15 protein-coding genes are annotated in these 18317 nt (G+C 69.8%); 6 read left to right on the top strand and 9 right to left on the bottom strand.

The window, feature by feature from the left end; all coding sequences use genetic code 11:
- Window positions 1-109 precede the first annotated feature (109 nt).
- A complete protein-coding gene (locus F8O04_RS14200; RefSeq protein WP_225735102.1) occupies window positions 110-1312 on the top strand; it encodes a hypothetical protein in 1203 nt (400 codons plus the stop codon).
- Between the two features lie 52 nt (window positions 1313-1364).
- Here F8O04_RS14200 and leuS read toward each other — a convergent pair whose 3' ends face one another.
- The 3 genes from leuS to F8O04_RS14185 all read right to left on the bottom strand — a co-directional run bounded on the left by leuS (window position 1365) and on the right by F8O04_RS14185 (window position 5551).
- Window positions 1365-3914, bottom strand: a complete 2550-nt coding sequence (gene leuS, locus F8O04_RS14195; protein WP_158030039.1) for a leucine--tRNA ligase — start codon at window positions 3912-3914, stop codon at window positions 1365-1367.
- Window positions 3915-4054: 140 nt separating this feature from the next.
- A complete protein-coding gene (locus F8O04_RS14190) occupies window positions 4055-5119 on the bottom strand; it encodes a M56 family metallopeptidase (protein ID WP_158030038.1) in 1065 nt (354 codons plus the stop codon).
- 66 nt (window positions 5120-5185) lie between these two features.
- On the bottom strand, window positions 5186-5551 hold the full coding sequence (locus F8O04_RS14185; protein ID WP_225735101.1) for a BlaI/MecI/CopY family transcriptional regulator: 366 nt from the start codon (window positions 5549-5551) through the stop codon (window positions 5186-5188).
- A gap of 150 nt (window positions 5552-5701) precedes the next feature.
- Between F8O04_RS14185 and F8O04_RS14180 the strand changes: the two genes are divergently transcribed.
- Window positions 5702-6436, top strand: coding sequence for a DedA family protein (locus F8O04_RS14180; protein ID WP_158030037.1), 735 nt, complete (start codon window positions 5702-5704; stop codon window positions 6434-6436).
- Window positions 6437-6464: 28 nt separating this feature from the next.
- Here F8O04_RS14180 and F8O04_RS14175 read toward each other — a convergent pair whose 3' ends face one another.
- Window positions 6465-7133 carry a TetR/AcrR family transcriptional regulator gene (locus F8O04_RS14175; protein ID WP_188726493.1) on the bottom strand — a complete coding sequence of 223 codons (669 nt, stop codon included), beginning with the start codon at window positions 7131-7133 and terminating at the stop codon, window positions 6465-6467.
- 263 nt (window positions 7134-7396) lie between these two features.
- Here F8O04_RS14175 and F8O04_RS14170 point away from each other — a divergent pair, with 263 nt between their 5' ends.
- From F8O04_RS14170 to F8O04_RS14155, 4 genes are all read left to right on the top strand, one after another.
- Window positions 7397-8167: an SOS response-associated peptidase gene (locus tag F8O04_RS14170; protein WP_158030035.1), complete on the top strand. Its 771-nt coding sequence runs from the start codon at window positions 7397-7399 to the stop codon at window positions 8165-8167.
- A gap of 52 nt (window positions 8168-8219) precedes the next feature.
- Window positions 8220-9389: an App1 family protein gene (locus F8O04_RS14165; RefSeq protein ID WP_308420215.1), complete on the top strand. Its 1170-nt coding sequence runs from the start codon at window positions 8220-8222 to the stop codon at window positions 9387-9389.
- 290 nt (window positions 9390-9679) lie between these two features.
- Window positions 9680-9994 carry a DUF6504 family protein gene (locus tag F8O04_RS14160; protein ID WP_158030034.1) on the top strand — a complete coding sequence of 105 codons (315 nt, stop codon included), beginning with the start codon at window positions 9680-9682 and terminating at the stop codon, window positions 9992-9994.
- A 30-nt stretch (window positions 9995-10024) separates the two neighbouring features.
- Window positions 10025-13600: a DNA polymerase III subunit alpha gene (locus tag F8O04_RS14155; protein ID WP_158030033.1), complete on the top strand. Its 3576-nt coding sequence runs from the start codon at window positions 10025-10027 to the stop codon at window positions 13598-13600.
- A 36-nt stretch (window positions 13601-13636) separates the two neighbouring features.
- On the opposite strand, the gene F8O04_RS14910 is transcribed toward F8O04_RS14155, so the two are convergent.
- The 5 genes from F8O04_RS14910 to F8O04_RS14130 all read right to left on the bottom strand — a co-directional run bounded on the left by F8O04_RS14910 (window position 13637) and on the right by F8O04_RS14130 (window position 18211).
- Window positions 13637-15118, bottom strand: coding sequence for an esterase/lipase family protein (locus tag F8O04_RS14910; RefSeq protein WP_188726494.1), 1482 nt, complete (start codon window positions 15116-15118; stop codon window positions 13637-13639).
- Between the two features lie 164 nt (window positions 15119-15282).
- Window positions 15283-15936, bottom strand: a complete 654-nt coding sequence (locus tag F8O04_RS14145; protein WP_158030032.1) for a DNA-3-methyladenine glycosylase I — start codon at window positions 15934-15936, stop codon at window positions 15283-15285.
- A 178-nt stretch (window positions 15937-16114) separates the two neighbouring features.
- Complete coding sequence (locus tag F8O04_RS14140; protein ID WP_158030031.1) at window positions 16115-16621, bottom strand: beta-class carbonic anhydrase; 507 nt, start codon at window positions 16619-16621, stop codon at window positions 16115-16117.
- A 126-nt stretch (window positions 16622-16747) separates the two neighbouring features.
- Window positions 16748-17242, bottom strand: coding sequence for an HtaA domain-containing protein (locus F8O04_RS14135; protein ID WP_158030030.1), 495 nt, complete (start codon window positions 17240-17242; stop codon window positions 16748-16750).
- Between the two features lie 36 nt (window positions 17243-17278).
- Window positions 17279-18211, bottom strand: coding sequence for an AEC family transporter (locus F8O04_RS14130; RefSeq protein WP_158030029.1), 933 nt, complete (start codon window positions 18209-18211; stop codon window positions 17279-17281).
- Window positions 18212-18317 lie beyond the last annotated feature (106 nt).

The following is an 18317-nucleotide window of genomic DNA, read 5'->3' as shown; positions in this document are numbered from 1 at the left end:
GCCGTCGGGCCGGCTGTGGACAGTGGCCGCGCGCGGCGTGCTCCACACGCAACCGGCGACGACGCCGGGTGCTGAGCCTCCGCCACGGTTGTCGTGCGAATGTACCCACATGGAGTCATCTGCAGACCTCTCCGGGCCAGCGGCGCCTCGCAGGCGGGGTGACGGCTCCGCTCCGCGGGACGCGTCACACGAATCGGTAGCGGATCGACGCTCGCGGGAACCTGCCCCGCCCGAGAGCGCCGAGTCGGACGCGCCGAGCGTCGGCATCATCCTCGATCCGGTTTCGCCGACCGAAGCGGGCGAGCACCTCACGCTCGGGCTCGCCGACTGGCTCGACGAGCACACGGGCGAGCGCTGGGACGTCGAGGTCGCGACCGACCCGCGGTCCGCGCAGGCCGACAACATCGACGAGCTCATGGAGGTCGTCGACGAGATCCGCATCGCGCGCGGCTGGCGATACGCGCTCTGCGTGACCGACCTGCCGCTCCTGCTCAGGAGCCGCCCCGTGATCGCGCAGCGCGACACGGGCCGGGGCGTCGCCGTCATCTCGATGCCGGCGCTCGGGCCGCTCATGCAGCGCCGGCTGAAGCGCGTCGCCGCGCGGATGCTCGGCGAACTGCTCGGCGATCGCGGGATCGCCGATGCGGCGGAGAATCAGATCGCGATGGCCAGCGTCGACGATGCCGGCGAGAACGGCGTGCGCTACACCAAGCATCCGGCGATCGCCTGGCCGCTGCTCGTGGTCGGCATGGTGCGGGCCAACCGGCCCTGGAACGTGGTGTTCGGCCTGTCGAGCGCCATGGCGGCGGCGCTCGCGACGAGCGCCTTCGGCCTCTCCTCGACGACGATCTGGCAGATCGGCGACATGCTCACCCCAGACCGGCGCGTGTTCGCCAGCCTGCTGGCGATGACGATCCTCGTGTCGTGGCTCATCTTCCGCCACGGGCTGTGGGAGCGGGTCAGTGAGCGCGAGCGCCGATCCCACCGGCTGGTGGGCCTCTACAACGCCGCCACCCTCGTGACGCTCTCGATCGGCGTGGCCGCCCTCTACGCGGGCCTGTTCGTGATGAACTTCGCGATCGCCTGGTTCCTCGTGCCGGAGGCGCTCCTCGAGGAAACCCTGCTCCGGCCGCCAAGCTTCACCAGCTATCTCGGGCTGGCTTGGGGATTCTCCACCATGGGTGTGCTCGCCGGCGCGGTGGGGTCGAGCTTCGAATCCGAAGCCTCCGTGCGCCAGGTCGCCTACGGGCAGCGCGAGAAGTACCGGCTCCGGAGCATCCAGGACACGGAGCCGGAACTCGGCCGGGACTAGGGCGACGGCTCGCCGGGGACTCCGGAGTACCGCCGCCGCGGACCCGCGGCGACTACCCCTTGACCGCGATGTTCACGATCTTCGGCGCCCGGACGATCACCTTGGCGATCGTTTTCCCCTCCAGCGCGCGCTTGACCGGTGGCGCCTCGAACGCAAGTCTCTCGAGCTCGGCCTCGCCGATGCGCGGCGATACCTCGAGCCGGGCCCGCACCTTGCCGTTGATCTGCACGACGGCCGTGATCTCGTCCTCCTGCGTCAGCGACGACACGGCCTTCGGCCATCTCACGAGCGCGACGCCCGGCTCGTGACCGAGCTTCACCCACATGTCCTCGGCCGTGTACGGGGCGAACAGGTCGAGCACGACGGCGATCGCCTCCGCCGCCTCGCGCACGGCGGGGTCGGCGGGGCCCGGGCCCGAGTCGATGGCCTTGCGCGTGACGTTCGTGAGCTCCATGAGACGCGCGATGATCACGTTGTACTTGAACGACGAGGCGAGCGGGCCGATCTCGTCGAGGAAGCGGTGCACGGCCCGCCGGGTCGCGAGGTCGCCGCGGGCCGTGTCGACGTCCGGGTCGCTCGTCACGTCGTTCGCCACGCGCCACGCGCGGGCCAGGAACTTCGCCGACCCGGCGACCGACACGTCGGCCCAGTCGACGTCGTCCTCCGGCGGCGACGCGAACAGCATGGTCAGGCGCACCGCGTCGACGCCGTATGTGTCGAGCTCATCGGAGAGCTTGACGACGTTGCCCTTTGACTTCGACATCTTCGCGCCGTCCATGATCACCATGCCCTGATTGAGCAGGGCGCTGAACGGCTCGGAGAACGTGATGAACCCGAGGTCGTAGAGCACCTTCGTGATGAACCGCGCGTACAGCAGGTGCAGGATCGCGTGCTCGACGCCGCCGATGTACTGGTCGACCGGCGCCCATTTCTCCGCCTCAGCCGGATCGAACGCGCGCGTGTCGTCGTTCGGGGAGAGGAATCGCAGAAAGTACCACGACGAGTCGACGAACGTGTCCATCGTGTCGGCATCGCGTCGCATCGGCGCGCCGGTGACGGGATGCTCCGCCCGCATCCATTCCTCGGCGCCACCGAGCGGCGAAGAACCCTTCGGTCGCAGGTCGAGACCCTCGGCATCCGGCAGCACCACGGGCAGCTGGTCTTCGGGCACGGCCACCTCTTCGCCGTTCTCGCCGTGGAGGATCGGGATGGGCGTGCCCCAGTACCGCTGACGCGAGATGAGCCAGTCGCGGAGCCGGAAGTTCTTGGCGGGGCGGCCCGTGCCGCGATCGCCGAGGATCTCGATCGCCCGCGAGATCGCGTTGCGCTTCGAGAGGCCGTTGAGCGGCCCGGAGTTGCACAGGCGCCCATCGCCCGTGAGCGCCTCGCCCGTGACGGCCGGGTTGAGGTCATCGAGCTCTGGCAGCTCCGTGTCCTCGGTGATGATCGGGATTGCGCCGGTGATGGGCTGCGTCGTGTCGACGACCACGCGAACGGGCAGGTCGAAGGTCCGCGCGAAGTCGAGGTCGCGCTGGTCATGCGCCGGCACGGCCATGATGGCGCCGTGACCGTAGTCGGCGAGCACGTAGTCGGCGGCCCAGACGGGAAGCCGCTCGCCGCTCAGGGGATTGATCGCGTAGCGCTCGAGGAAGAGTCCCGTCTTCGGGCGCTCGGCCGACTGCCGCTCGATCGCGCCGAGGGAGTGCACGTCATCGAGGTAGCGCCGGAACGTCTCGCGCGTCTCCTCGCTCGCGTTCGCGACGAGCTCCGCCGCGAGCTCGCTGTCGGGCGCGACGACCATGAACGTCGCGCCGTAAAGCGTGTCGGGCCGCGTCGTGAACACCGTCACCTTCTCGTCGCGATCCTCGATCTCGAAGTCGACGTCGGCGCCGAGCGACCGGCCGATCCAGTTGCGCTGCATCGCCAGCACCTTCGCCGGCCAGTGCCCCTCGAGCTGCTTGAGGTCGTCGAGCAGGCGGTCGGCGTAGTCGGTGATCTTGAAGTACCACTGGTTGAGCTTCTTCTTCGTGACCTCGGCGCCGCAGCGCTCGCAGAGTCCGTCAACGACCTGCTCGTTCGCGAGCACCGTCTGGTCCTGCGGGCACCAGTTGACGTCGCTGTACTTTCGGTACGCGAGCCCCTTCTTGTACATCTGCACGAAGAGCCACTGGTTCCAGCGGTAGTACTCGGGGTCAGACGTGTGCAGCACGCGCTTCCAGTCGAAGCTGACGCCGTACCGCTGCATGCTCTCGCGCTGCTGGGCGATGTTGGCGTAGGTCCAGTCGCGGGGGTCGCCGCCGTTCTTGATCGCGGCGTTCTCGGCAGGCAGGCCGAACGAGTCCCATCCGATGGGGTGGAGCACGTTGAAGCCCTGGTGGCGCCAGTAGCGCGCGGCCGCGTCGCCCAGGGCGTACTGCTCGGCGTGACCCATGTGCAGGTCACCCGACGGGTACGGGAACATGTCGAGCACGTACTTGCGGGGGCGGTTGTCACCGTCCTTGCTGGAGTCGAAAAGCCCAAGCTCTTGCCACACCGGCGCCCACTTCTCCTGCAGCGCGCGGAAGTCGTAGTCGTGGGCGTCGTCCGTTCGGTTCTTGGTCACTGCCCCTCAGCCTTCGGAAGTCTCGTCGTCAACTTGGCCAGGGTACTCGCGCGCAGCGCGCCGCGCGCACCCGGAGCCGAGGCGGGCTGTGCGACGACGTGGCGCCGGCGCGGGGAGCGCGGGCGGGCTGCTCGGTGAGGTCACGCGGGCAGGATGAGTTGGAGCGTCGGCACCGTGACGAGCGCGACCGCGGTCGCCACCGCGAGCAGGCGGGCAGGAAGCCCCAGGGGGCGAGGCGCCGCGATTCGCGCGACGCGCTCGTGGAGCACGGCGGCGCTCTGCGAGAGGTCAACATCCGCGTTGCTGGACCCCTCGATGCCATCGCCGGCGTCGTCGCACCCATCGTTGCCGACGGGACGGTCTTCCCGGCCCCGACCCGAGGAATCCGGCGATACGGCCCCGCTGCCAAGCGCCCCGACCGGCCCCGTCGAGCCGGCGGCTTCGTCGCCCGGCAGGTGCCCGAGCTCGGCGACCGTGATGATCGCGCGCGCGGTGGGACCGTCGCCGACGGCGGCGCGCGCCCGGTCGTCGGCCAGCATCTCGATGAGCACGGCGACGCGCTGTTCGGCGAGCGCGGCGACGGGGAACCAGGGCAATGCCTGATGCCACGCCCGGAATGCGACGAGCACGATGTCGTGCCGCTGCCACAGGTGCGCTGCCTCATGCGCGATGACGGCGGCGAGCTCATTCTCGGGCAGTTCGTCGAGCAGCCCGCGCGAGAGCACGGTGAGACTGCCTGCCCCGTGGGGCAGGCAGTACGCGACGGCGCGGTCGTCATCGATGACACGCGTTCGGTCGCGACTCGGGTGCGGCTGCGAGAGGAGGCGAAGCAGCTGCCAGTGACGTCGCCGCTGTGCCGAGACGCGCACGATGGTGGTGGCCAGGTGGGCGAGCAGGTAGCCGGCCATCGCTGCCGCGACGATCAGCCCCAGGAACGACCAGATCGGCAGCACGACGGGGGTCGCCGTCAACCCGGCCGTGGTGCCGGCGTAGAGAGCCTCGGGCAGCGAGTCGCCGTAGGGCGCGAGCCCCAGGCAGAGCGGCGCGCCGATCATCGACAGTCCGCCGGCGACGGCGATCGCCTGCCACAGCAGCAGCGCGACGCCGGGCGAGCGAGCCGGCCAGGCGGCGCGCGCGAGCAGCCTGGGCACGGGCCACGCGAGCAGCACCGCGAGCACCAGCAGGGTGAGCGCGTGAATGAGCATGAGTCGCCGAGCCTATGCGGTGCACCCGGGGGTCGTGTCAGTCGAACAGGGCCGGGCGGCGCGGGCTCAGTCGCCGCGTGTGAGCAGCTTGCGCAGCACGTCGGCGTCGGTGTCGCTCACGCCATTGACGAAACGCTCCAGCACGGCCTGTCGGTCGGTGCTCCCGCCGCGCAGCACGTCGTGCATGAGCTCGGCCATGTGCTCGGCACGCGACGACACGGGCTGGTAATGGTGCGGGCGCGAGCCGCGGTCGACGGTCACGAAGCCCTTGCGCTCGAGCCGCCCGAGCACGGTGAGGACGGTCGTCGAAGCGAGGCCGCGGTCGAGCTCGGCCTGCAGTTCATAGGCGGTGCGGGGCGCGTCGGAATCCCAGAGCGCGTCCATGACGGCGCGCTCGAGGTCGCCGAGTCGGGGGGCAGCAGCATTCGTCACGTGTCCAGTGTACGCCCGGTTCTACACCTGATCGAAATTCTTCTACGTCATGTAGAAGTAAATTCGGCTCTTCCGGAGAGCAGCCGCCGGTCAGGCGACGAGGACCGGACTCGGAGTCAGTCCCCACCACCGCATCCCTAAGATGCAGGGATGCTTGACGACGTGCTCTCGACGTTGCTCGGCGTCGTGCGCGACATGGATCCCGTGCTCCGCGTCGTCATCGCGGGCGTGGCCATCATGCTCGAAACGAGTGTGCTGCTCGGGCTCCTCGTTCCGGGCGACACGGTCGTCATCATTGCGTCGACCGGCATTCAGGGGCCGGTCGAGTGGATCACGATGATCGTCGTCGTCGTCGTCGGAGCACTGGCCGGCGAGAGCGTCGGCTTCGGAATCGGCCGCTGGTTCGGCCCGCGCATCCGCACGTCGTGGCTCGGCCGCAAGCTCGGGCCAAAGCGCATCGCGGCCGCGCAGCGCTACCTCAAGCGACGCGGCGGTGTCGGCATCTTCCTCTCACGGTTCCTACCGGTGCTGCATTCGACCGTCCCACTGGTGGCCGGCATGAGCGGCATGCGCTACCGCACGTTCATGCTGTGGACGCTGCCCGCGTGTCTGATCTGGGCATCGGCGTACGTGTCCGTCGCGGCGGCCGCATCGGCGAGCTACAGCGAGCTCACCGGCCGACTGCACGGCGCCGCGTACGTGTTCGTCGGCATCATCGTCGCCTTCCTGCTCATCGCCTGGCTCGTCAAGACCCTCCTCGGCCGGCATGTGCACCGCGCCGAGACCGCCCGCGATGGGGCCGACGCGCGCGACGCTTCCGACGGCCCGGGCTCTGGCACCGCCGGCGCCGTGCCGGGCGCCGACGCACGCTCCGGCGGCGATTGAGCGCGCGGTCGCGACCGGTCCGGTATCGCTACGCCGCGAGTTTGCGCCGGCGGTCGCGGTGCGCGCCGACGACGTGTTCGGCGATTTGGCCGAAGACGAGGTCCGCCGTCTCGAGCTGGGCTGCGTCGCCCTCCGGTGAGGAGGTGAACGCGCGGTCGACGAGCGCGTGGATTATCGTCAGCGCGACTTCGAGATCGACCGTCAGCGCGTCGAGCTGCGCGTCGTCGCCGCTGAAGCGCAGTGCGACATCGCGCGAAATCTGCTGGCGCGGCGTCCGCTTGCCGCGGAGCGGCGGCGACACGAGGTTCTGCTCGGCCACCGTGATCGGGAGATCGAGGGCGTGCCCGAAGCCGATCGCCGCCCAGCCGGGCGTTCCGCGGTAGCGGTCGACGAAGGTGCGCGCAAGCGCGACGGTCGCCCGCTTCAGTCCGGCTTCGTCGGGCGACACCCGCGAGATCTCTCGTTGTGCGTCGTCGTGCAAGGTCGAGGCGTGCTGCAGGGCGAGGGCGCGGAGCACGGCGACGCGGTCGGGGAAGTACCGATAGAGCGTCCCGATGGAGCAGCCGGCCTCTTCCGCGATGAGATTCGTCGTCACGCGTTCAATGCCGACACGGTGCACGACCTCCGCCGTGGCGTCGATCAGCGCCCGGATACGAGCCGAGCTGCGCGCGCGGACGGGTTCGGTGCGAAGTGACACGGGTGTCCTAACTTGCTCGCGTTGGGTGAGCTGCGCACGGACAGCGCGCACCTCGACGTGGTCGTGCGTGTGAGGGATCAGCCGCTCGCATGCGTGCATTCGCCGAGTTCGAAAAGCGAACGCCGCTCGGTGATTCTCTCCATGTGGGCAACTGAGCCCTTGGCGGGATAAGCCCGGCTCGAATATAAGGTCACGACCACAGCGAATTCGCTGACAAGTCTTGGTCGACCGCTCAATTCACCGCTCGGGAATACACTCGAGCCATGTGCGGAAGATTCGTCGTGGCCCGGGCGTCAGCCGACCTGATCGCAGATTACGGCATCGACGAGGCCGGTGAAGATCTTCCACCCCCGTCGTGGAACATCGCCCCAACCACGAGCATTCCGATCATTGTCGATTCGGCCGGTCGAGCATCCACGTCCGCCGACGAGGGCGCGGCAGGCGAGGCCGGGACACCCGCCGCGCGCGTGCGTCGGCTCGCGGCCGCGAAGTGGGGCCTCGTGCCGCCGTGGGCGAACGATGCCTCCGTCGGCATTCGCGCCTTCAATGCCCGCAGCGAAACCGCGGCCGCGAAACCGACGTTCCGAACAGCGGTCGCAAGGCGCCGCGCCGTTGTTCCCGCGAGCGGATACTACGAATGGCACACCGGCCCCGACAAGGTCAAACAACCACATTTCATTTTCCGCCGGGATGGTGACCTGCTCATGGCCGCGCTGTACGAATGGTGGCGCGATCCAGCAGCGACGGCCGATAGTGCGGAAGCGCCGTGGCTGCTGAGTGCGTCGATCCTCACGCGCGAGGCGACCGGCGAGCTCGCGAACGTCCACCACCGCATGCCCGTCTTTCTCGACCGCGAGCGCATGGACGAGTGGCTCGATCCTGCCGTGACGGGCGACAACGGGCTCGTCGCCGCGATCGCGGAGCACGGCGCAGAGGTCGCCGCGCGCACGACGCTCTACCCCGTCGATCGGGCGGTCGGCGACGTGCGCAGCAATGGGCCGCACCTCCTCGCCCCGCTCGTGAGTGAGGGCTGAATCCTCGTGCCGGGTGACACCTCAGCGTTTCCGCGTCTGTCAGGATGGTCGAGTGCCTTTCCGCAGCCTTCGTGAGCTCCTGGGATCGCTCGTCGTACGATTCCCTCCGATTCGCGACCTGATCCGGAACGCGTCGATCATCGAGGACCGAGTACGGCACATCCGTGTCGCGTCGGTGCGTCGCCGGGGCTACCTGACGATCGCCGAGCCGTACACGGGCTACGGCACGACGGAGTGGGTTCGCGTGCTCGCGCGCGTGCAGATGGCGCCGCCGGTGCGGCGCCTCGGCTCGTCGCCACAGCGGCGACGCGACCGGCGCGTGCGCGGCTGGCGCAGCTTCACGCGCATCTCGGCCGGCAACGTGCCGACGACGGTCACCATCGCGGGCGAGCGCCACCGGATCGTGGCCGACCGCGGCGGCGTCATCGATGTCAATCTGCCCGCCTCGCTCACGCCCGGCTGGCAGGAGGTGCAGTTCGAGAGCTTCGACGGCAACGTCACGGTCGCACCCGTCTTCATCGTGGGTCCCGAGCAGCGCGTCGGCCTCATCTCGGACGTCGACGACACCATCATGGTGACGGCGCTCCCCCGGCCATTCCTCGCGGCCTGGAATACCTTCGTGCTCGACGAGCACGCGCGCACGCCGACGCCGGGCATGAACGTGTTCTACGAGCGCACCCTGCGTTCGATCGGGTATACGACGGCGCCGGCGATCTACCTCTCGACGGGGCCGTGGAACGTCGCCCCGACCCTTGCGCGCTTTCTCGGGCGCAATCTCTACCCGGCCGGGCCGCTGCTGCTCACCGACTGGGGGCCCACGCCGCAGCGGCTCTTCCGCTCGGGCACCGATCATAAGGTGCGGAATCTCGAGCGCCTCGCAAGGGAGTTCCCCGATATGAAATGGCTGCTCGTCGGCGACGACGGCCAGCACGACGAGCAGATCTACGGCGGGTTCGCCGAGCGGCATCCCGAGAACGTGCTCGCGGTCGCCATCCGCCAGCTCTCGACAAGCGAGGCGGTGCTCGCCGGAGGGCGGAGCATGGCACGCCGGTCGAGGTCGGCGTCAGGGGTTCCGTGGGTGTACGGGCCCGACGGCGCGGCCCTCATCAGCCAGTTGCAGGAGCGCGGCATCCTCCCCGAGACCGACCCCCACGAGGACGGCATCATGCAGCAGTTCCGGCTGGAGATCACGGCGCGACGCAACGCCCACCGCGGCCGCTGACGGTCGGGCGACATGTACCCCAAGCGCTGACCGCGACGACCCGCCAGGGCGACGACGACCCGGGCGACGGCGTGCGCGTCGCGCCGCCCGTCGGACCCCTCGATCGATGACGCGCGCTCGACACGCCGTGCCGGACGCTCGACCGTGGCGGTGACGTGGGGTTTTCGTGCCTTCATTCACATTGTCGGCGACCCGTCGTACACTTTCATCGAAGATCTCTTCGGGGCCGGCGAAGGGTTCGGATGCTCCGAGTACGAACTTCGGAGTACGAACTGCGTGGAGGCGCTGACATGGAAATCGACGAAGCGATCGAGGTCGAGCTCACCGAGAGTGGGGCTCCCGTGCGCTTCACCTGGCGCGGGGTGATCTACGGCGTGGTATCGGCGCCGGAACCGTGGGTGGGCCGGCGTGCCTGGTGGCGTGACGGCCGAGCGGCCAGGGCCGCCGGCGAGAGGTGGCTCGAGCGCGAGCTGTGGCGAGTCGATGCCGTGCCGCTCACGGGCCCCGGCCCCGACGGCACCTTCGACCTGCTGCGAGACCCGCGGCGGGGGTGGTCGATCGCCGAGGCGTGGAATGACGACCTCGACCAGCGCCTCTTCGCCTAGCACGTCACCATCTGGAGGGAGGAGAGACCCGTGGCGTTCGTTCACCTGCACGTGGCATCGGCCTTTTCGTCGCATCACGGCACGGCCTGGCCCGAAGCACTCGTGGCGGCCGCCGCCGAGAGCGGCGCGCCTGCGGCGGCGATCACCGACCGCGACGGCCTCTCGGGCGCGGTCCGGCACATCCGCGCCTGCATCGCGGCCGGGATCGCCCCCATCGTCGGCGTCGACCTCGCCCTCGTGCCGTCGCGCCGCCGCCCCGGGCGCGCTGGTCGGGCTCCGGGGACATCTGCCGGCGGTGCTGCAGCCGGCCTGCCGCTGCCCGATCCGCCGACTCGCGCCCGCGTGGCCGTGCTCGCGCACGGGCACAACGACGGCGCGGGATGGGCCGCGCTCTCGCGCCTCGTGTCGGCCGCGCACACGTCTCGGCGCGGCGAGCGCGCGGCCGCGGCCGGCACGGTCAACCGCACGGCGGGGCTCGCCCGCGAACGCTTCGCGCCGTTCCTCCTCGGCACCGACACTCCGGTGGGCACGCTGCTGCTCGGCCCCTCGTCCGATGTCGGCTTGGCGGTCGCGGCCGGCGAGCGCGCGCGCGCTGAGCGCCTGCTGCGACACTGGCACGAGCAGCTGCCGGGTACCGTTGCGGTCGAGATCGTGTGCCACCTGACCGAGCCCGGCCGCCCGGCGAGTCTGCGGCACGCCACCCGCATGCTCGAACTGGCGGCGGCGTGCCGGGTACCGGCGGTGCTCACCAATCAGGTGCGGTATCTGCAACCCGACGACGCGGTGACGGGCGACGTACTCGACGCCGCGGGTACGTTGCGCCCCCTCGGCGAGTTCGAGCCGCAGCCGAACGCGCAGGCATGGCACAAGCCAGAACCACTCATGCGGGCGCTCGCCGAGCTCGTCGCCGGGCGCACCGACCTCGGCAGTGCGGGTGCCGAGCGGCTGCTCGCGGCCACGGCCGAGCTCGCCGAGCGCGCTGAGCTCGACCCTGACGCCGATGTGCGATGGCGGCAGCCGAAACTGCCCGAGCCCGAGGTGGTCGGCATCGCGGGCGACCCCGACCAGCAGTTGCTGCAGCGCTGCGAGTCCGGTATCACCGAGCGCTACAGCGGTCTCCGGGGCGGCGACCGCGACCGCGTGCTGCGTCGACTCGGCCACGAACTGGCGACCATCCGCAATTTCGGATTCGCCACCTTCTTCCTCAGCGTCGCAAACGTCACCGACCTCATTCGCGACATGGGAGTGCGTGTGCAAGCGCGCGGCTCTGGAGCCGGGAGCCTCGTGAACTATGCGCTGCGCATCTCGAACGTCGACCCCCTCGAGCACGACCTGCTCTTCGAGCGGTTCCTCGGGCGCGCCCGCACGACGCTGCCCGACATCGACGTCGACGTCGAGTCGGCCAGGCGCCACGATGTCTACCACGCGATCTTCGAGCGGTACGGCTCCAACCGCGTCACCCTGCTGTCGATGCAGTCGCGCTACCGCGCCCGCGGCGCGGTGCGCGATGCGGGGCTCGCGCTGGGCCTCGACGACGCACAGATCGATCTCGTAGCGAAGCAGCTGTGGCGCTTCGACGCAGGGCAGTTCCGCGAGGCGATCGCAACGAAGCCCGAGCTCGCCCCCCTCGCGGGGATGCTGCACGATGACGAGTCGCTCGACTTGCTTGTCGAGCTCACCGAACGCCTCGACCGGCTCCCCCGTCACATCTCGATGCATCCGTGCGGTGTGCTGCTCGGCAACGATGAGCTGCTGTCGGTCACGCCCGTGCAGCCGAGCGGCATCGGCCTGCCCATGAGCCAGTTCGACAAAGACGACATCGACGATCTCGGGCTGCTCAAGCTCGACGTGCTCGGCGTCCGCATGCAGTCGGCGCTCGCCTTCGCGAGTGACGAGATCGAGCGCATCCACGGCCCCAGAGCCGCGCTCGCCGGTGGGATTCCCGTCGACGCGCCCTACGTGACCCCGACGGGGCGCGTCGTCCTCGACGACATCCCGCACGACGACGAGGCGACCTTCGAGCACATCCGCACGACCAACACGCTCGGCATGTTCCAGATCGAGTCGCCGGGGCAGCGCGAGCTCATCGGCAAGATGCAACCGGATGAGTACGAAGACCTCATCGCCGATATCTCGCTCTTCCGCCCCGGCCCCATGAAGGGCAACATGGTCGGCCCGTTCCTCGACGTCAAGCACGGCTACACGTCGCCGCAGTACCTGCACCCCACGTTCGCGCCGTTCCTGCGCGAGACCTACGGCGTCGTCATCTACCACGAGCACGTGCTGCGCATCCTGCACCTCTGCATGGGCGTCGACCTCGCCGAAGCCGACGAGCTGCGCCGCCTCATGGAGAAACGGGGCGAGAGCATCGAGGAGCGGTTCCGCCGCGAGACCGCGGCCAACGTCGACGAGCGCGGTCGGCGCCGCTACAGCGATGCCGACATCGACCGCATCTGGCGCGTGCTCGAGGGGTTCGGCTCGTTCGGCTTCTGCAAGGCGCACGGCGCCGCATTCGCCCTACCAACGTGGCAGAGCGCGTGGCTCAAGACCCACTACCCCGCCGAGTTCTTCGCCGGCCTGCTCACGCACGACCCGGGCATGTATCCCAAGCGGCTGCTCGTCGGCGACGCGCGGCGCATGGGCATTCCGATCCTGCCGCTCGATGTCAATCGCTCGGGGCTCGACTACCGGGTCGAGCGCGTGCGCGACACCCCGCCGGGCCAGGCCACGCAACCGGGCGATCTCGGCGTGCGACTCGCGCTCACCGAGGTGCAGGGGGCGACCGCGGCCGAGCTCGACCGCATCTTGTCCGAGCGGCCGTTCACATCGCTCGGCGACGTGGCCGAGCGGGCGAGGCCCTCGCGTCGGCTCTTCGAACGGCTCGCGCTCGTCGGCGCCCTCGACGCGGTCGTGGGGGTCCCCCCGGAGCCCCTCGGCCTCGCGACCATCTCCGCACCCCGAGGAGGTGGCCCCGCGACCGTCACGAGGGGCGCCGCCGCGACCTCGGCTCCCCCGGCCCCGAGTCGCACCGACGTCGTCGCACGCGTGCGCGAGCTCTCGGCGGGCAGGCGCGCGCCCGCGCGTCGGCCCGATGAGGCGCAGTTGCCCATGCTGTTCGACGTGCACGGGACCATCGAACCGCGGCTCCCGCCGCCCGCCCCTCGCGAGCGGGTCATCGACGAGCTCGACATCCTCGGCATCGATCTCTCCGAACACGTCATCGACAGCTACCGACCCATGCTCGACGAGCTCGGCGTCACGCGCGCGGGCGATCTGCTCGACCTGCGGGGCGGCAGCGACGTGCTCGTCGCGGGCATTCGCGTCGCCACCCAGACCCCGCCGATGCGCTCGGGCAAGCGGGTCGTGTTCATCAGCGTCGACGACGGCACGGGATGCGCCGACGCCACTTTCTTCGACGAGGCGCAGCACAAGTCGGGACCATTGCTGTTCGGCACGAAACTGCTCGTCATCCGCGGCACGACCCGCCGCACGGGCGAGCGCGGCGTGTCGATCCAAGCCAAGCAGGCATGGGATCTCAAGCAGCTCTGGTCCGAGTGGAACGCGGCCGGCGCAGCGGCGCAGACTGCCGCCGCAGCCGGGGGGTGACGACGAGCGGGGACGACCGGTCGTCACCGCAGCGGATCAGCCGCGCTCAGCGTCAACCGCTGTTCTCTCAGCCGCGCTCACCGCCCCCGACAGCGGACCGTCGCTCGCCGTGCCGCCCAGCTCGAACCCGCGTACGTGCTCCTGCACGGCATCGAGCACGACGCCCGACGACAGGATGCGGAAGTGACCCGTGCCAGGCACCTCGACGTTGGCCCGCGCGCCCGGCAGGCGGGAGGTCGTGGGAATGTGCTGATCGAACGCCGGCCAAATCGACACGATCTTCGCGTTGATCTCGAGCTCGGCACCAAGCCCCCGAATCACCGGATGCCGCGGCGAGAACTCGCGAATCACGGGGTCGAGGAAATACCTGGCGTAGGGCGACCCGTTGAACGGCGTCGCGACCGTGACCATGCCGACGATGCGGTCGGTGGCACGCTGGTCGAGCATGGCGAGCTTGCCGATGAGCCCGCCCTTGCTGTGGGCGACGAGCACGACATCGCGCAGGCCGTGCTCGTCGAGGACATCGAGCACGTGCCGCACCTGTTCGGGCGCGGCACGCCAATTGGTACCGAGCATCTCGACCGCGTAGACGGGGTGACCCGCGCGATGCAGCCGGTCGCCCATCGGACGCAGGAACGGCCACCGCTCGAGCACGCCGGGCAGCAGCACGACCGGCGCGCGCCCCGACTCGCCGCGGCGCCACGTGCGTAGACGTCCGGGGTCAGGAACGAGGCTGCGCAGTTGCCAGCCAACCGCGAAGCCGTAGTCCCGCGCGATGTCACGCTTCCGGCCCGACAGCACCTCGTACCAGGGCACGTGCTCGGGTTCGAGGCGCGGCGGCAACCCGTATACACGCGCGAGCTCGAGGGCCACGTGCTCGTGCACCTCCCGGCTCGAGAGCACCGAATGGTGACCCAGCCGCACCGCCTCGATGTTGCGTCCGAGGGCGACCTGGGTGCGGACCGCGATCATCTCGTCGAACGTCGCGAAGATCGACGTGATGCGGTGATCGGCCTCCGCATGCAGCGACAGCTTGACGGTCATCCGGCTCGACGGTCCGAGGTCGGCGATGCTCGCGGCACGCGCGCCGGTCACGAGCGTCACAAGCCGCGAGCCCTTGAACGGCGTCGCGATGGCGATGAGATGCCGGATGCGTTCCGCACGCGCGTCCCGCAGCAGCGCAACCTTGCCGGTGATGCCGCCCTTGCTGTGCGCGAGCAGCGCGACGTCGCGGAGCCCGTGCCGATCGAGATCGTCGATGAGCACGTCGGCGAGAACGTCGACCCGGTCGAAGTTCCGCTTGAGCTGCGGAACCACGTGCACGCCGAACCCAATGCGATTCAGGTGCAACAGCAACGGCTGCAGGTGTTCCCAGCGCTCGAAGATGCCCGCGAGCGGCACGACGGCCGGATACCCGGCCTTTGCAGGCACGAAGCGCCTGGCGGCGCGCCACGAACACGCGAGCACACGCACCTGCCGGGCGATTCCCTCGAGCTGGTCGGCGATGACGCCGATCACCACTGGAATGGCACTCGCCCTCGGGAGGCGCCCGCGGCTCGCGGATCTCAGCCGTCCGGATACGCGCGTCACCGGCCTATCGTGGCAGATGCGGCTCCTCCGCCGCCGAACCCCGCCTCCACGCCATCGGCCTCTCCCGGCATGCCGCTCGCGGTCGGCTCGCGCTACGGCCCCACCCACTCGCCGGTGGCGTCCCACAAGCCCGAGCTGCCCCGGCGGTGACTCCCGACGAGGTGCGTGTCGATGGCGCCGATCGCCTCCATGAGCGCGAACATCGTCGTCGGGCCGACGAACCGGAACCCCCGCCGTTTGAGCTCCCGGGCGAGCGCCACCGACTCGGCCGACGTACTCGGCACCTCGTCGAGGCGAGCGGGCGCGAGGGTGCGCTGGGGACGGTGGCGCCAGATGATGCCCGCGAGCCCGTCCTCGTCGGGGTCGTCGCGCAGCGCGACCGTGGCCCGCGCGTTGGCGATGGTCGCCTCGATCTTGGCCCGGTTGCGGATGATGGCGGCGTCATCGAGCAAGCGCTCGACGTCGGTCTGGCCGAACGCCGCGACGGCATCCGGTTCGAAGCCGGCGAACGCGGCACGAAACGCCGGCCGCTTGCGCAGGACCGTCGCCCACGACAGGCCTGACTGAAACGACTCGAGTGCCAGCCGCTCGAACACGCCCCGCTCATCGCGCACGGGCAGGCCCCACTCCGTGTCGTAGTAGTCGCGCAGCAGCGGATCGCGCGCCGCCCAGGCGGGCCGCACCAACCCGTCGTCACCGACAACGAGGCCGGTCTTGGTCGCCTCGGACTCGGCAATCTCACTCATGACACGCCCCTCACTGCGTGGTTCCTCGGCGCCGCGGCGGCGCCGAAGACCAGCGTGGCAGGCACGGACCGCACGCCAGCGGTTGGCCAACGCAGCTGTGGACGATCGCGACACGCCGGCCCACGCACAGGACACGGACGAGCGGCGCCAGCACCACTCACCGGCGCGTGGAACCCGATCACTCCTCCGCGTCGTCGCGCATGACCTCGCGCAACAGCCCCGTCTCGACGTCGACGACGAATCCCCGCACGTTGTCGGTGAACGGCACGAAGGGGCTTTGCGTGATGCGCCGGATCGACTCGCGCACGCTTTGGTCGACATCGCGGAACGACTCGGCCTTCCAGTGCGCGCGGGCCCCCGTCTCCCGAAGCAGCAGGTCGTCGAACTCGTCTTCGGTGAAGGTGTTGAGCCCGCAGTTGGTGTGGTGGAGCAGCACGATCTCGCGAGTGCCGAGCATGCGCTGAGAGATCGTCAGCGAGCGGATCATGTCGTCGGTGATCACGCCGCCGGCGTTCCGGATGATGTGCGCCTCACCGAGGCCCAGCCCGAGCATCGCGAACACGTCGAGTCGCGAGTCCATGCACGCGACCACGGCGACCTGCTTCGACGGCCGGAGCGGATAGTCGCCGCGATAGGTCTTCGCGTACTCGACGTTGTGCTCGACCAGTCTGTCGATGATGCTCACGGAGGCCCCTTCTACCGGTTGCTGGGTGGCGACGGCGCCCCCTCACCACGACGGGGCGCCGCGCTGCGGTTCAGCGAATGCTATTCCGAGACGCGAGACCGAGCGAACTCCCCGCGCGTCTCCGCGCTACCGCATGAGCTGGAAGCTCAGCGGATCGAGATCGCTCTGCGCCGGATACACATTGTTGAACGCGGCGGAGCCGGCGCTCGTGAGCGTTGGCGTCACGCCGATCCACTCGAGCACGTCATCGCGTTCGAGCGGCCCGCCGACGTCGAGCGTCGCGAGGACGATCGGCTCGCCGGCCCCATTCGCCGCGACGAGCGTCTGCACATCGCCCTGGAATACGAGCTCCGGGCTCGCGATCGTGACGTCGAGCATGCCGCCGTGCGCGATGAAGCGCACCGCACCCGTGAACTTCGCGATCCCGCGGGGCAGCTCGCCATCGACCTGCACCCCGTCCACGCCGCGGGGGAACACGTACTCGCCGTCGTCTTCGCGCGCCCCGCCCGACACCTCGATACGACCCTCGCTCGAACGCACGTACGCCGCGAACGACGCCTTGACCACCCACCGAAGCTCGCCGCGCCACTCGGCCGCGGCATCCTGCGTCGAAGCATCCATGCCGGTAACGCTACCGATTCGCACGGTGCGGGGCACCTACGGGTGTACGAGAATCGTCACGATGAGGATCGCGGGCACGCTGAGTACCGTCGTGACGAGCACGGTCTCGCGCGCGAGACGCACCGCCGTGCCGTACTGACTCGCATAGGTGAACACGTTCTGGGCCGTCGGGAGCGCCGCCGTGACGACGACGGCAAGCAGTTGCGCGCCATCGAGCCCGAACGCGTACGCGGCGACGAGCCACGCGACGATCGGGTGCACCACCATCTTGACGACGGTCGCGATGAGGACCCTGCCGCGCTCCGGGCCGCGCAGCGGCACGGCGTTGTCGAGCATCGAGATACCGAATGCGAGGAGCACGGCCGGCACCGTCATGCCGCCGATGAGCGCAAGCGGCTCGAAGACGAACTCCGGGATGGGCAGGCCGATGAGGCTGACGAGGGCGCCGAGCAGCGCTCCGATCACGATGGGGTTCTGAAAGGGCCGCAGCGCGATGCGCCACCACCGCAGCCGCGTGCCGAGGCTGCGCGCCGCCGCGACATCGAGGATGGTCGTGAAGACGGGTGCCATGAGGAGCAGCTGCGCGAGCATGACGGGAACGACGAGCGTTGCGTCGCCGAGCACGTACACGGCGATCGGGATGCCGAGGTTCCCGGCGTTCACGTAACTCGACGACAGCGCCGCCACCGCCCCGTCGCGGATGCCCCAGCGGAAGACCGCGGCGATGACCGCGACGAGGAGCGCCATCGAGAGCATCACGATGGTCGACACGATGAACTGGGCGGAAACCAGTGTCGCGAGGTCGGCATCGGCGAGCACGGTGAACAACAGCGACGGCGTCGCCACCCAGAATGCGAGCTTGGTGAGCACGCCTGGCGCGTGGGGGCCGAGCCAGCCGGTCTTTCCGAGCAGCACGCCGACGCCGATGATGACGCCGATGACGGTGAAGCCCTGAATGACTCCGAGCATCCGGCCCCCTCCCGGTGTTCGCATTCCTGGGCCGCCGATGCCCGCGCTCTGCACCAGAGTAGTCGGGATGCTCTCGCTCCGTCGCGGAGCCGAGAAACGTTTTCCC

Origin of the sequence: Pseudoclavibacter endophyticus, from assembly GCF_008831085.1 — a bacterium.
GTDB classification, from domain to species: domain Bacteria; phylum Actinomycetota; class Actinomycetes; order Actinomycetales; family Microbacteriaceae; genus Pseudoclavibacter; species Pseudoclavibacter endophyticus.
Note: the sequence above shows the minus strand (reverse complement) of the source record. Positions and strands in the feature narration are given on the sequence as shown.